We start from the raw sequence: 14,915 nt of genomic DNA, 5'->3' as shown, positions 1-14,915 counted from the left end.
GAAAATCAAATATGTCAGATATTAATACTAGTTCAATTTTATTGGAATCTTTATTGGAATTAGAGAGAAAAGCAGTAGGCATAAAATTTATATTTGAAAAAGAAGAATATGATGAATTTAAAGCCAGCACAATGGATAATATGATGGCGTATTGTACCATGGTAAGAAATGCATCACAGGGTAAATCCTATAAGGTTTGCCTGAAAAACTTTGCATGTCTTGGTGCAGCTATGGCATTAGGTTTATTAAAACCAAATAATGGAACTATATCAGGGAAAAGACGTTCAGAAAATGGGTCATATAAAGATTTATGTATTAGCAGAAGCTTATCAAGGGATATGGTATATTGCCAGCATGATATTTATGGAGTTGCAATAATGCCCTTAGAACAATATAAAGAAAATCCAGACGTAGTCATAATAATAACCAATCCATATAATGCCATGAGAATTATACAGGGGAATGCCTATCATAGTGGGCAGGCTAAAGGAATAAAAATTGCAGGAATGCAGGCATTATGTCAGGAATGTACTTCCTTTCCATTTGAAACTAACGAGATTAATATATCAATGATGTGTTCCGGCACAAGACTTTTAGCACAGTGGAACAGAGATGAGCTGGCTATAGGAATTCCATTTAATAAATTCGCAACTATACTAGATGGAATAAAGCAAACTGTAAATTCTTTGGAACGAAATCCTCAAAAGAAAATAATTCAGAAAAAGCTTAAAGAAAATAACTTAGAGGATGCTTTAAATATTGAATATAACAAAAACTATGATGATGGAGCATACATAGGTATAAAAGGACTAGACAACTATAAGTAGAAGTAAAAACATTAAATGGAGGCGAAGATAATGAAAAAGAGAAAAAGGATACTAATTTTTATGATGAGTGTGATAATCTTATCTACAATATTGACAGCTTGTGGAAAAGATGATAAAAAGCAGGATATTATAATTAATTCAGGCGATGAACTAGATGATAAGACTAAGATAGAAGAAAAGAGAAAATTTACAGTCGGATGTATGCCTCTAAATGAACCAGCAGTTCAAATAATGAAGGAGTTGCTTGAGCCAAAGGGCTACGACATAGAGATAACTGTATTTGATGGTAATCATCTTCCAGCTGTAGCTCTTAAGGAAGGTAATATCGATAGTTTGATTCTCAATCACTTACCTTGGATAAATACCTTCAATGAAGAAAATAATACTGATCTTACTATGGTAGAGCCTTATGTTTACTATTCTTATTTTGCAATATATTCATCTAAATATAAGAGTATAGATGAATTGCCAAAAAATGCTCAAATAGCAATAGCTGGTGACCCTACTAATATGGATAGAAGTTTGAGGGTACTTAGAGATACAGGCCTTATTACTTTAGGTGAGAAAACAGGAAGTTTTTATTCCTTATTAGATATCGAGGATAATCCTAAAAATATAAAATTAATTGAAACGGAAACTACTGCAACAGTTAGAAGTATTGAAGATGTAGATGCAATAATAACTTTCTCCAGTACAATGAAGATGGCTGGATTTGATCCTAAAGTGTATCTTTATGAAGATGAGAGTTCTACTCAATTTCCAACAGGTCTAGTTGTGCAACCAGAAAATGTTGATGAAGAGTGGGTAAAGGCTATAATTGAAGTCACACAAACAGATGAGTTTAAGGATAAATTTAATGAATTTTATGGCGGTGCATATAAATTATTTAATGACTAGATTAGCAAGGTAAATAGTAAATAAGATGTATTTTTGATGATTATTACTTAAATTAATAATAGTTAACCAAAGAACCAGAGGAGAAATTTCACTGGTTCTTTGTGAATTGTTAATTATCGACTAGATAGGATAAAAGATTAAATGTAGAAAAAATAAAGTACATAAATAAAACTATGAGAAGACTTGCTAATTTCAAAACATATTATTTTATTCTATAGCAATCATAACATTAATAGATAATACCTATTAGAATACTATTGTCAATTAATATACAATATAAATTAGAAAGTTAAGTATAAGGGAGGAATATATAGTGAAGGAAGAAAGTTTATTTCAAGAAATAAGCGATGCAGTAGTAGAGATGGAGGACGAATTAGTAGAGGAACTTTGCAATAAATCCTTGGAACTTTCTATACCGGCTGATGAAACCATTACTAAAGGCTTAGTTGCAGGAATGGATAAAGTAGGACAACTATACGAGGAACAGGAATACTTTTTACCAGAGGTACTTACCTGCTCAGATACATTAAATATAGGATTGGATATATTGAAACCACATATAAAGACGGAAACATCAGACAATGCTATTAAGGTGGTAATAGGAGTTGTGGAAGGGGATACCCATGATATAGGAAAGAATTTAGTCAAGATAATGACGGAATCGGCAGGTATTGAGGTATACGACTTAGGCAGAGATGTTCCATTAAAAAATTTTATCATAGTAGCGGAAGAGGTAGGAGCAAATTTTATATGTATGTCAACTTTGATGACAACTACTATGATGGGAATGAAGACTGTAATAGATATGTTGAAGGAAAGAAATATAAGAGATAAGTATAAGGTTATGATCGGTGGTGGACCTATTTCTCAAAGATTTGCAGATGAGATTGGCGCAGATGCTTATACTGCTGATGCAGGTGAAGCTGTAAAGAGAATAAAAACAATGGCGGCAGTTAATTAGATCGGAGGGATAAAGTTGAATAAGGATCAGATGACTCCAAAGGAAAGGATGACGGCATTTGCACAGGGACTTGAAGTAGACAGAATCCCATGCAATCCTCATATGGGAGTAACTATGGCTCCCTTTATAGGAATCACTTTAAAAGAGTACTATCATTCAGCGGAGAGGATGGCAGAACTGGAAATAGCGTTGTTTAAAAGATTAAGACATGATGGTGTAAGCGTTTCAGCTACCTTAAGGGGAGTTGCCGAGGCTATGGGCTCTAAGATGTACTATCCCGATAATAATATTTCACTTATGGATACTCCTGCTGTAAAGCATGTTGATGAAATAGAAAATTTAAAGCCTTGTGATCCTGAAAAGGACGGAAAGCTGCCATTAGTTCTCAAGGCTGTAAAGATTATAAAGGATAAGATAGGACATGAAGTAAATATTGGAACAGGATTAGCCGGACCTTTTAGTACTGCTGCCTCAGTAGTTGGTACCGAAAATCTATTGAAATGGATGCTAAAGTATCCTGACAAGGTACATATATTAATGGAGATAGTAACAGAATCTAATAATAGATTTATAGAGAAAGCTGCAGAATTAGGTGTTGGGATGGGATTATCAGATCCTGTTTCATCTACAAGTTTAATAAGTGTTAAACAATTCAATGAATTTTCCGCACCTTATATTAAGAAAAATGTGGATAAGATGAAATCTTTAACAGGACGTAGTATTTCAATTCATATTTGTGGTAAAAGCAAGGGTATTTGGGAATCTGTAATGGATACTGGAATATCAAGCTTTAGTATAGACAACGTAGAAGACCTTCAAGATGCTAAGGAGATAATGGGAAATAGAATTACAATATCAGGAAATGTTCCACCAGTTGATATAATGCAAAAGGGTACAAGGGAAGATGTACTTAGAGCAGCTAAAGAATGTATTAGAAAAACTTATGGAACTAAAAAGGGATATATACTTAGTTCTGGATGTCAAATCCCTATGAATACTCCAATGGAAAATATAGATGCATTAATGGATGCGGCCAGAATATATGGCAGCTATCCTATTGATGAAGAACTATTATTTAGTGAAGATTAGGAGAATAAAATATGAATGAAAAAGAAAGATTGTTAAGAGCCTTAAAGGGCGAAGAAACAGACAGACCTCCTGTTATATGTCCGGGGGGGATGATGAATGCCGCGGTTACAGAACTTTTAGGAGAAATAAATGCTAATCATAATACGGATTTAGATGCCATGGTAGCTGCTGCCATTAAGGTGAGAGAAGTTATAGGATTTGAGAATTATGGAGTACCATTTTGCATGACGTGCGAATCAGAGCCCTTTGGTGTAATTATTAGTGAAGGAGATAAGATTAATGAGCCAAGGATACTGGAATATAATCAATCTAAATTGGAAGATATCATGAAATCCTCTGATCCAAAGATATCCAATAATTTAAGAAGTGAAACTGTAATCAAAGCAATTGGAAGATTGAAGAATGACGAGATTCCAGTAATTGGGAATATCACTGGTCCTATAAGTACGGCTACTTCAATTGTGGATCCTATTAAGTTGTTTAAAATGATAAGAAAAGAACCTGATGAAGCCCACACTTTTATTGAATATATAAATAACTATCTTATAGAGTATGCTAAAGGAATGGTAAGGGCAGGTGCTGATATCATTGCAATTTCAGATCCTACAGCAACAGGTGAAATATTAGGCAAGAAAAATTTTGATAAATTTGCAATGCCTATGTATACTGAGTTTTTAAAATCAATGAGAGAAATAAATACACCCGTGATAATTCATATATGCGGAGATGCAAAAACTATAATCGATAGCTTAAACTCTTTAGAGGTACAAGCACTTAGCTTCGATTCCATAGTAAATATGAGATTTGCTAAATCTAAGCTGAATACAAGACTGATGGGTAATGTGAGTACACTTCTGTTGCAAAATGGTCCTAAGGATAAGATTATTTCAATTACAAAGAACGCAATAGGTTCGGGAGTAGATATTGTGTCTCCGGCATGCGGTTTAGGTATGTCTACTCCACTAGGAAATCTTAGAGTTATGACAGACTACGTGAAAGGAAGTATATAATGCCTATAGTTAAATTCATTAATGAAAATATAAATATTCAAGTAGAGAAAGGTACAATTTTATTAGATGCCATTAGAGAAGCGAAATTAAAGATTGAAACCCCATGCAATGGTATGGGGTTTTGTGGTAAATGTAAGGTAATAGCAGGGGGACAGCTATCTGAGCCTAGTGATAGAGAACGAAAAATCATTGATGAAAAGAAATCCGAAAGGCTGTCCTGCATGGCAATAATACTTGGAGATGTAGAAGTAGAGTTGATTGAAAAGGAAAGGGTGTTGAAGACTATAAATAAGGGGTTTAGTATCAATGTTCCAATAGACAGCCCTATTAAAATTAGAAAGCTTCCAGAGATTAATGAAGATAGCTATGTTCCATATGTTGATTATCTAGGATATGATTTTAATTCAGTAGAATTATATAGAAAAATTACTATACTAGAAGAAAGGAATTCTAGAGAAATATGGGGTGTAGTATTTGAGGATACGTTGTTAGATATCAGTAGCCATAAAAAGAATATTCTAGGAATAGCAATAGACATTGGTACTACAGGTATTTCTTACTATTTAATGGATTTATCCAGTGGAGAAATAATAGAAAAGCTGTCATCCCTAAATCCTCAAACTCAATATGGGGGAGATGTCCTAACCAGAATTACATATTGTATGGAAAATCCAGCAGGGGCTGTTAAGCTTCAGGAATTGATAGTAGATGAAATAAATAATTCAATAAAAAATCTAACAGGGACTCTCTATAATAGAGATGATATTTATTATATTATCATTTCTGCCAATACTACTATGCTGCATCTTTTGTTGGGCATTAATCCAAATTCATTGGCTAAAGCCCCCTATAGATCAGTATTTTTAAGTCCAAAGGCTTTTAAGGCAAGAGATATATCCATTGAAGTTAATGATGAGGCTATACTTAGCTTAATTCCATCTGCTTCATCCTATGTAGGAGGAGATATAGTATCGGGTATTATGGCATCAGATTTTAAAAACAATGAGGAAGCCGTATTTATAGATATTGGAACCAATGGTGAAATGGCAGTCTTAAAGAATGGAAAGATAATAGCTACATCTACTGCGGCAGGTCCTGCCTTAGAGGGTATGAATATTGAATGTGGCTGTCGTGCACAAAGGGGTGCTATAGAAACCTTTAGTATAGATGAAGAGTTTAATATTAGCTATACTACCATAGGAAATGAAAAACCCCTGGGAATCTGCGGAAGCGGACTTATAGATATAGCCGGAGCATTGGTTAAGAGAAATATTCTTTTGGAATCGGGGAGATGGAATAAAAATTTAGATTCTAAACTCGAAAATAGATTAGTAGATAAAAAATTTTATATAACAGAGGATATATATATTTCCCAAAAGGATATAAGGCAGATTCAACTGGCAAAGGGAGCCATAGCTGCCGGTGTAATTTTAATGCTGGAGGAAATAGGGCTAAAGATAGAAGAAATATCAAAGGTATATATTGCTGGTGCATTTGGCTACCATGTTAACCCTGATAATATAAAGATAATAGGGCTTATTCCTAAGGGATTTAAAGGAGAGATAAGCTTTTTAGGGAATACTTCATTGGAAGGAGCTAGGCTAGCACTAATTAATAAAGAATGCTTTGAAGAGATATATAATATTAGGAATAATATAGAGGTATTGGAATTATCCCTTAAAGAGAACTTTCAAGATATTTTTGTGTCTCAATTAAATTTTTAGAAAAGGTGATAAGATGGCAGCTACAAATATTTTTAAATGTGTAGGAAAGGAAATCGAAATAGTACCTGACAGTATTTTGGAAGAGTTAAATATATCATATGAAGAATCAAATAAAAATGCTTCTGAGATGGTTATATTGGCAAAGGCTTTAAAAGAATATAAAAATAAAAAATATTGTAAAGTACCTTTCTGCCATACTGTAGAAGCTGAGGCATTTGGTTCGACAGTGATTTTTGATCAAAAAGTAGGAAATAGGATTGGAGAGTATAAAGTTAATGATATAAATTTAGCTGAGGACATATTAGAAATAGATTTAAATAACGGGAGAATTGCTGAAGTTTTAAAGGCAATAAGTATTTTAAAGGAAAATGAAGAGAATGTAATACTGGATATAACAGGTCCATTTAGTATTGCTACATCTATTATGGACAGTCAATTGTTTTACAGGGCTATAAGAAAAGATAGAGAAAAAATTAATAGATTATTAGAAAAAGTTGAGAATAGTTTAGTAAAACTTATTCTAGAGGGAGTTAAACAGAATGTAGATGTGATTTCCTTTGCAGACCCTACAGGTACTATAGACATAGTTGGACCTAAAATATATAAGGAAGTAGCGGGAAATTCTACATATAATATACTGAAAAGAGTTGAAGAACGGCTGGGAAAAAGTGTAATTCATCTCTGTGGGAAGACGTCAACATCCCTGGAGGTCATAGGATTGTTAGAGAGTGAAAAGATAAAGGTAGAAGACTGTAATTATTTTGATATGGTTAAAAAGATAAAAGAAGAAAGAAAAGATGTAAATTTTATAGGGCATTGGTGTCTGAAATTGGATAAATTTAATAACGAAATTATTAATTGTAAAATTAAATAAATTAGAAGAATAGAGGGGATTTTTGAAAATCATCTCTATTTTTCTATATTTTTACACGTAACACCTTACATACTTCGGCATATACACCTACTCCGGCTATTGTTGAGAAAGAAATGTCTAGTATATTATTTATAAGTAAATCATTTAACAGAGTTGAAATTGTACCGTGGGCTAGGAACATACTTTCAGTCATAACCACAGTTGCTACACCAATCTTAAGTACGGTATCCTTCAAACCATCATCTCTTACAATGTCCAGCTTTCTATTCAAATCAAATATTCCATATATTAAAGCTAATATAATAGAAATACTAGTACCTAATGCAATTCCACTGCTTCCCATCAATGGTGCCAGTGATAAGTCTAAAATTGTATTTATTCCTAAGGCAGCTAGACTAATGACTATAGGAGTTTTCATATCTTGAATTGAATAATAAGCTCTTGTAATTAATGGAATAAGTGCCATGGCGACTAAGCCAAATGCATAATGTGCCAGTACTTTTGATGTCAGCAAGGATGCTTTAGCATCAAATGCACCTCTTTGGAATATTATCTTAACTATGGGCTCTGCCATAGTTATCAATATAATAGATACAGGTATGGCTATAATTAGGACCACATTCATTCCATGCTTTATTTCATTTTTCAAATGGTCTTCATCATGTTTATTATAATCTTCAGATAGCACTGGAAATATAACTGTAACTATTGCTGCAATAAATACTCCCAAAAATAAATCTATGATTTCATTTGCATAGCTTAATTCTGCAATACTACCTGCGCTAAGGGTTGAGGCCACAGCATTATCGATAGAAACATTTAACTCATTGATTCCGACACCTGCAATTATTGGTATTAGATAACCTCTTAGTTTTTTAATATACTTGTCCTTCAAGTCAAAATTCCAACTATATTTAAATTCATTTCTCTTGAGTCCTTTTCTAAATATATATATTTGACCGATAGCAGATATAATACCTGTTACCATAAGACCTTTAAGGGCACAGGTCTTTGCAAAGAATAATAAATAGATTATGTACAGAATTCCACTTGCAACCTTTCCTTTAGGTCCTCCCTTAAAAGAGTGGACTGATTGCAAAAAACCAGAAAATATTGCATTAATCCAGGAGAGTGAGATAATTGGCAGCCCTATTCTGAATAATAGGATGGTCTTGTCCAGTTCTTTTCCTTTAAATCCGGGACCAAAGATTTTAATTATTGCAGGTGCTTCGATAAATCCTATCAAGATTAGAATAAAGGAAAATACAGCAGTAATATTTATTAAATTGTTGGTATAACTTATTTTTCTTTCTATCCCATGCCTTTCTTGTATCTCCTGTAATAAAGGGATAACTGCAATAATTATTCCATCACTTATTAAACTTGTAAGAAGCATAATGGTACTGAAAGCCAATAGATAGGAGTCCATTTTATAGCTTACTCCTATTTTGGATGCAGTAAGAATTCCTTTTATAAAGGATAAAACTTTAGCAGCGATTCCAAAATAAATAATATAAAGAGTTGCTTCCTTCATTGCTTTTTTTCTTTTCATTTTTATATAATACGCCTCACATTGATTAAATATTAACGTAGCTAATTATAGCATAAAAGTGAAATTATAGTAACAAAAATTATAAAAAATTACCAAGGAAGAATTAGGAGATAGAATTTTTGGCCACTGCATAAGCAACTTGCATCAAATCAAAGATTTTGACAATTTGCTTAAGATTCAATTAGGTCAAATTGTCTTAAGGAATAAGAATCAAACGAGAAATTTCTTATGGGTTATAAGACATAAAATTTGAAATGAATATATTGATATTTTTATATCCTAGAATTAGATAAAAATAGGACTAAATACCCAAATTATGATATAATTCAAAATAGATATTATTATCTAATATATTTAAAGGTAGTGAGTGGGTTGGCGGAAGAATTGAGTTTAAAAAAGTATGATAATATTAAATTCTATTTTAAAATTCTTATAGCCTTATGGTTCGTTGTATTCCTAAGTGTGATTATCTATTCTAATTATGAAATAAATTTCTACGTAAAGGATGAAGTAGGCAGTAATGCCATAATCTTAGCCACATATATTGCCAATAGTTTAAAGATAAGCAATGAAGATTACTTATTTTTAAAATCACTTACATTTAAAGAGTTACTGGAAAGTGAGATAAACAAAGACTTTGAAGAAATGGCTAGGGCAGTAATGGATGTTTCAAATTATAAGTATATCTATATAGTATCAAGACTAGAGGGTAGTGAAAAAAAGTATAATAATGATGTTATTTATCTATTGGATGCAGTAGATAGTGTTAAAACTAGAAGAGAAGACGCAGAGGATAAAAATTATTATGATGATGAAATTAGATATGGTATAGCAGATGAGTTATTTAAAGAGGTAGAAAAGACAAAAATCCCTTCATATAAAGTCGACAAATATAAAGGTGCAGAGCGAGTATATGCTTATGTACCATTTTATACTGTTGAAGGCAATTATATCGGGTTACTAGGTGTTGATACAGATGTATATGAGCTGGGAAGAATAAGAGAAAGATATGTTCCCCTAATAACAGTTTATATAGTAATAAATCTAATGATTGGGCTGATTGCCTTTGCTTTATATAGATATATGAGAAAAGTACATAATGATCTTAAAAAGGAGAGACATCTTTCGGGAATAGATGAACTGACCCATGTATTTAATAGAAGAAAATTCAATGAATTATTTATAGAATTATGGAATCAGGCAAAAGAAGAAAAACAGAATATATCAATAATGCTTATAGATTTAGATTATTTCAAAGAATTTAATGATAATTATGGTCATTCTGCAGGGGACGTTATGTTAAAAAACATAGGAGAGATTCTGGAAAAAGAGTCATCTAAATATGGAGGTTATGTATTTAGATATGGTGGGGATGAATTTGTAATTTTATTTCCTGATACAAATATCATTCAAGGAGAAGAAGTTGGCAATACTATTTTGAAAGCCATAAATGATGCAAAGCTAGAACATCCATATTCACCAATAGGAAAGGTTCAAACTGTAAGTATTGGTGTTACAAGTACAATCCCAAAGGATGAAATAAATATAAAAGAATTTTTCAACTATGCAGATACAGCTCTTTATTTATCAAAGAGATATGGAAGAAATAGGGTATCTGTTTGGAAGATTTAACGAACGAATATGAAAAAAGCTAGAACTTGATTTCTAGCTTTTTCAATATTATAACATCTCCATGAATGCAGTGATTCTAGTCTTTATTTGACCAATATTGGAGTCGGAGTAATCTGTTTCTATGGCCATATATGGTGTAGTTATATCTGATATTAATTTCTTGACTGCTCTTGTTTCAACACTATAAGGGTGGCATGTTTGCAGTATTACTTCAATAACACCATCAACTTTGAACTCTTCTATTAGTTCGGGTAATAATTCCATACGCTTATGGTTAGGTGACATAATTGAGCAACCGATATCCAAGTATCTATCAGCTATAGCCTTTACGATATCACCGGTACTTTCATCAACATTATTTCTAATAGGTTTTATGCCACCACAATTTTCAAAACAAACAACTACGCCGCCGTTATTTTCAATTGTATTAACAATCTTATCTAAAACTCCACCTAATGGACAGCCTGTAATAAGAATTCGCTTAGCCTTATTATCTATAGGTCTTTTGTCTCCATTATATTCTTTTTTAATTTTATGAATTAGTTCTTCTAGTTGTCTATATTCATCATTTAGATCAAAATTAAATCTGTAGCCTTCAAGTATTTTATATGCATTAAAACCTGTAATAGCAGGTGGTTCTAACTTGCTTAGTTCAAATAATTCACCATATAAAGATCTAAATTTATTTCTAAATGAAGCTGCTTCTTTTAGTTTTTCCTCTGTAATTTCTATATCAAATTTTTCTTTTAGAACTTTAATCAATAGTCTAACTTCTTTTTCCCACATAAGAGGTGAATAGCTTCTATCAGCTCCTTGAGGCAATTGCATGATATGTATATCCTTTAACTCACTCAGTAATTCATACATTTTTTTCTTACCATCACAGGTCGTTTCTCCAATAACTATATCAGAAAAGTGGGTATAACCACATTTGTCTGAAATAGCAGCACCATAGCTTGATTTGATCAAAGGGCAGAGATTTTTTGGAAGATCTGCTTCTGAACCTATAGTTGTTTTATTGCTTGTACCACATAGGTTTACTATATGGATGCCCGCGGCATCTAGTATTTCCACTGGTACAAAACTACAGAAAGTACCTGCAATTATACCACCTTTTTCCTTAACTTCCTTTGCCTTCAGAATACCATTTCTTTTTGCTTCTAAATATTCTTCAAATTGATTTGATAAATTTAAGTCACGCACTATATATCCCTCCAAATGTATTTCAGTCCTTTGATATTATATAAATTGTAGGCTCCTTCTATCTATAAAATCAATTATATACGAATTGTAGAGAGTTTGTGATTATGTTTTTCTATATTAGTATATATTACCATCAAATATTTCTATATTTATTTAATCATATTGAAAGGTTTGATATAGTATTTCTGATATAAAACTAGTACATTTTTAGTCTATATGGTTAAAAAACTGACAAATTAAGACATAGAGTGATGATTATATGAACACAACTAAAAGGATATTTCTTTTCTTTCTATTGCTATTGATTTTAGGATTAGGGTTTTCTAAATTCATGCCTAGGGAGGAGAAAGTAAAAAATACGATCATAGGATTAAGAATCGGCTCTGGAGATGATATAACAGGATTGCTTCTAGAGAAGATTATTAGAACGAGTAAAAATATTGGTATAGATAGCATTGGTATTACAGAAGGAAAAGAAGAAGTTTTATCTGATTTTACATTTAAGGACTGCTGAAGTAATACAGCGCAATGGGCCTTGAGCTCAGATGAAATCGATATGGCATTTTATTGTAATCATATGGCTTTGCATTTAGTACAAGCTAATGATGATTTTGAAATATATGGTCCAGTTATCATGAATGCAGAGGTTATTGGTTATAAGGAAGATGTAGAAAGCATTCACAGACTTGGAATTGGTCATAAAAGGGAACATTTACATAAACTTGCCACAGAAAGCTACAAACAGGTTAAAGAAGTTATTGAGATGTCACCTATTTCCTTGCCCTATTCTCTAGAAGGAGGGCAAGTAGATGGAGTGGTCTTAGATATAACAAAGGCAGCATTATTAAAAGACATTAATTTTGTTCCACTTTCCAAAGATGATTATATTTCTTATAGTCTAATTGTTAAGAAAGATATTATAGGCACAAAGGTTTTTGAAGATTTTATAACAGCTTATAATAATACAGTTCAAGAGCTAAATCAAACTGAGATACTTAAGGAATATATTAGCATGAGAGAGGAATTTTGGCAGAATAAAAATATTAAATTTTTAAGTTTAGAATAGGAAAGGTGAAGACATGTCAATATCAGTACAAGGAATTACTAAAGTTTTTTCAAACAGAAGAGATAAAAGATCAATGAATACTGTATTAGAAGAGATCTCTTTTGATGTAAATGAAGGGGAATTTGTTTCCTTATTAGGGCCATCAGGATGCGGAAAGACAACTACTCTGAATATTATTGCAGGTTTTTTGAAGCATGAAGGTGGAAATATTTATATAAACGGAGAGAAAGTAAATAAACCGGGACCGGATAGAGCTTTTGTATTTCAAAATTATGCACTTTTTCCATGGATGAAAGTTTCAGAGAATATTATGTATCCAATGAAAATGCAAGGAGTACCAAAAAAAGAACGAGAAGATAGACTTAGAAATCTTCTAGAGATGGCACATCTGGAGGAATATGCAAATTACTACATTCATGAGATATCAGGCGGCATGAAACAAAGGGTTGCTTTGCTTAGAGCTCTTGCATGTGATCCAAAGGTTTTATTGATGGACGAACCCTTAGGTGCAGTTGATTTTCAAATGAGGCAAATGCTTCAAGCACAGCTGGAAGCAATGTTGCAAGAGAATCAGAAAACAGCTCTTATGGTAACTCATGATGTTGATGAAGCTATTTATCTAAGCGATAGAGTTATAGTTATGTCTAGGGATAGAGGAAGAATATTAGCTGATATAAAAATTGAACTTCCTAGACCTAGAGATAGAAAAAATGAAAAATATCATCAATATACAAATGAATTATCTGATATTCTAAGGACTGCTTTAAATGGAGAAGTCAAAAATCAAGGTGATGAGGAGTTGTTGGAGTTTATTCAAAAAACAGATAAAAAGAGCAATAAGAGAGTAGTCTTCGCTGAAAAGGCAATTTGTAACAGCAATAAATAATTTAATTATAATATTTTTATAAAAGGAGAATATTTATGACAACTTTACCAGAACGCTTTGAAGAATTTGCTGATGCTAGAAGACAAGGTTTTATTAGGATGAAAGAACTAAAGGATAATGGTGGAAAGTTATGTGGGACATTTTGTCAATTTGCTCCTTCTGAAATGATTGATGCAGCAGGTCTTTATCGTGTAGGATTATGTGGTCAGAGTCCTGAACCTATCCCTGCAGCAGAAGCAGAGCTACCAGCAAATCTTTGTCCTTTAATTAAATCAAGTTACGGATTTGCACTAACGGAAACATGTCCTTACGCTTATTTTTCTGATCTTATTGTAGGTGAAACGACTTGTGATGGAAAGAAAAAAATGTATGAAATGCTTGGGGAATTAAAGGATGTTCATATAATACATTTGCCAAATAATCCTGACCCTGAAAGATCTCTGGAATCTTGGATTATGGAATTATGCCACTTTAAGGAAGTATTAGAAAAGAAATTTGATATTACTATTACAGATGAAATGCTAAGGGAAGCCATTAAATGGGGGAATAAGGAACGTCTTCAAATGGCTCGGCTATATGAGCTTGGACGTTATGATCCGCCTGCTATTACAGGTTTACATATGCGTAGTGTAATGGAGGGAGTCCAATACATATTTGATCGTAAGGAACGTTATGAGAAAGTGCAAGAGGTTTTAGATAAGTGTGAAGAGGATTGGAGAAATGGAAAAGGACCTATTCCTAAAGGTAGTAAGAGGCCTAGAATCTTAGTATCAGGAGGACCAAGTGGAGGAGTATTTGAGAAAACCATTAAGGTCATTGAAGAACTTGGTGGTGTCATAGTTTGTTATGAGGGCTGCAGTGGAATTGTTTCTAGAAGAAGGCTCATTGAGGAATCTGAAACAAAGGATCCTATTAAATGTATTGCAGAAAAATATTTAGAGGTACCTTGTGCAGTCATGTCACCTAATCAAAAGAGACTCGAACAGGTGGCTCTTACTATTGATGAATGGAAGGTTGATGGAGTTGTTGGAATTATTCTTCACTCATGTAACCCATTTGGAATTGAGTCCACAAATATCAAAAACATCGCAAACCAATGCGGTAAGCCTTATTTGCATTTAGAGACAAATTATGGACAGGGCGATGAAGGACAACTACGAACAAGAATAGAAGCATTCTTGGAAATGCTTTAGG

The 14,915-nt window shown here is 32.6% G+C and carries 13 protein-coding genes; 11 read left to right on the top strand and 2 right to left on the bottom strand.

Annotation, left to right across the window (positions count from 1 at the left end; genetic code table 11):
- Positions 1-11 precede the first annotated feature (11 nt).
- The 7 genes from KQI38_RS14480 to KQI38_RS14450 all read left to right on the top strand — a co-directional run bounded on the left by KQI38_RS14480 (position 12) and on the right by KQI38_RS14450 (position 7,382).
- Entirely contained in the window at positions 12-827 is an 816-nt protein-coding gene (locus tag KQI38_RS14480; protein ID WP_216560669.1) for a DUF169 domain-containing protein, read from the top strand.
- A 30-nt stretch (positions 828-857) separates the two neighbouring features.
- Positions 858-1,724 (top strand): MetQ/NlpA family ABC transporter substrate-binding protein, encoded by an 867-nt coding sequence (locus KQI38_RS14475; RefSeq protein WP_216560667.1) that lies wholly within the window; start codon positions 858-860, stop codon positions 1,722-1,724.
- A gap of 313 nt (positions 1,725-2,037) precedes the next feature.
- Positions 2,038-2,685 carry a corrinoid protein gene (locus KQI38_RS14470; protein ID WP_201259734.1) on the top strand — a complete coding sequence of 216 codons (648 nt, stop codon included), beginning with the start codon at positions 2,038-2,040 and terminating at the stop codon, positions 2,683-2,685.
- Positions 2,686-2,700: 15 nt separating this feature from the next.
- Entirely contained in the window at positions 2,701-3,774 is a 1,074-nt protein-coding gene (locus KQI38_RS14465; protein ID WP_216560665.1) for a uroporphyrinogen decarboxylase family protein, read from the top strand.
- Positions 3,775-3,785: 11 nt separating this feature from the next.
- The gene (locus tag KQI38_RS14460; protein ID WP_094900339.1) at positions 3,786-4,784 is read left to right on the top strand and encodes a uroporphyrinogen decarboxylase family protein; all 999 of its coding nucleotides are present in this window, start codon (positions 3,786-3,788) and stop codon (positions 4,782-4,784) included.
- Positions 4,784-6,508: an ASKHA domain-containing protein gene (locus tag KQI38_RS14455; RefSeq protein WP_216560663.1), complete on the top strand. Its 1,725-nt coding sequence runs from the start codon at positions 4,784-4,786 to the stop codon at positions 6,506-6,508. Before KQI38_RS14460 ends, KQI38_RS14455 begins: the two co-directional genes overlap by 1 nt.
- 13 nt (positions 6,509-6,521) lie before the next feature.
- Positions 6,522-7,382, top strand: a complete 861-nt coding sequence (locus KQI38_RS14450; protein WP_094900341.1) for a uroporphyrinogen decarboxylase family protein — start codon at positions 6,522-6,524, stop codon at positions 7,380-7,382.
- Positions 7,383-7,425: 43 nt separating this feature from the next.
- On the opposite strand, the gene murJ is transcribed toward KQI38_RS14450, so the two are convergent.
- Positions 7,426-8,934 carry a murein biosynthesis integral membrane protein MurJ gene (gene murJ / locus KQI38_RS14445; protein WP_216560661.1) on the bottom strand — a complete coding sequence of 503 codons (1,509 nt, stop codon included), beginning with the start codon at positions 8,932-8,934 and terminating at the stop codon, positions 7,426-7,428.
- A 372-nt stretch (positions 8,935-9,306) separates the two neighbouring features.
- On the opposite strand from murJ, the gene KQI38_RS14440 reads away from it, so the two are divergent.
- Positions 9,307-10,566: a GGDEF domain-containing protein gene (locus KQI38_RS14440; protein WP_216560659.1), complete on the top strand. Its 1,260-nt coding sequence runs from the start codon at positions 9,307-9,309 to the stop codon at positions 10,564-10,566.
- 48 nt (positions 10,567-10,614) lie between these two features.
- Here the strand turns inward: KQI38_RS14440 and KQI38_RS14435 are convergent, their stop codons facing one another.
- Positions 10,615-11,769 (bottom strand): double-cubane-cluster-containing anaerobic reductase, encoded by a 1,155-nt coding sequence (locus tag KQI38_RS14435; RefSeq protein ID WP_216560657.1) that lies wholly within the window; start codon positions 11,767-11,769, stop codon positions 10,615-10,617.
- Between the two features lie 259 nt (positions 11,770-12,028).
- Here KQI38_RS14435 and saoB point away from each other — a divergent pair, with 259 nt between their 5' ends.
- The 3 genes from saoB to KQI38_RS14415 are packed head-to-tail and all read left to right on the top strand — an operon-like array spanning position 12,029 to position 14,914.
- On the top strand, positions 12,029-12,835 hold the full coding sequence (gene saoB / locus KQI38_RS14425; protein ID WP_369819382.1) for an ABC transporter substrate-binding (seleno)protein SaoB: 807 nt from the start codon (positions 12,029-12,031) through the stop codon (positions 12,833-12,835).
- Positions 12,836-12,848: 13 nt separating this feature from the next.
- On the top strand, positions 12,849-13,721 hold the full coding sequence (gene saoA, locus KQI38_RS14420) for an ABC transporter ATP-binding protein SaoA (protein ID WP_094900350.1): 873 nt from the start codon (positions 12,849-12,851) through the stop codon (positions 13,719-13,721).
- Between the two features lie 35 nt (positions 13,722-13,756).
- Positions 13,757-14,914 carry a double-cubane-cluster-containing anaerobic reductase gene (locus KQI38_RS14415; RefSeq protein ID WP_094900351.1) on the top strand — a complete coding sequence of 386 codons (1,158 nt, stop codon included), beginning with the start codon at positions 13,757-13,759 and terminating at the stop codon, positions 14,912-14,914.
- Position 14,915 lies beyond the last annotated feature (1 nt).

Source organism: Tissierella carlieri, from assembly GCF_018917285.1.
Classification (GTDB): Bacteria; Bacillota; Clostridia; order Tissierellales; family Tissierellaceae; genus Tissierella; species Tissierella carlieri.
Note: the sequence above shows the minus strand (reverse complement) of the source record. Positions and strands in the feature narration are given on the sequence as shown.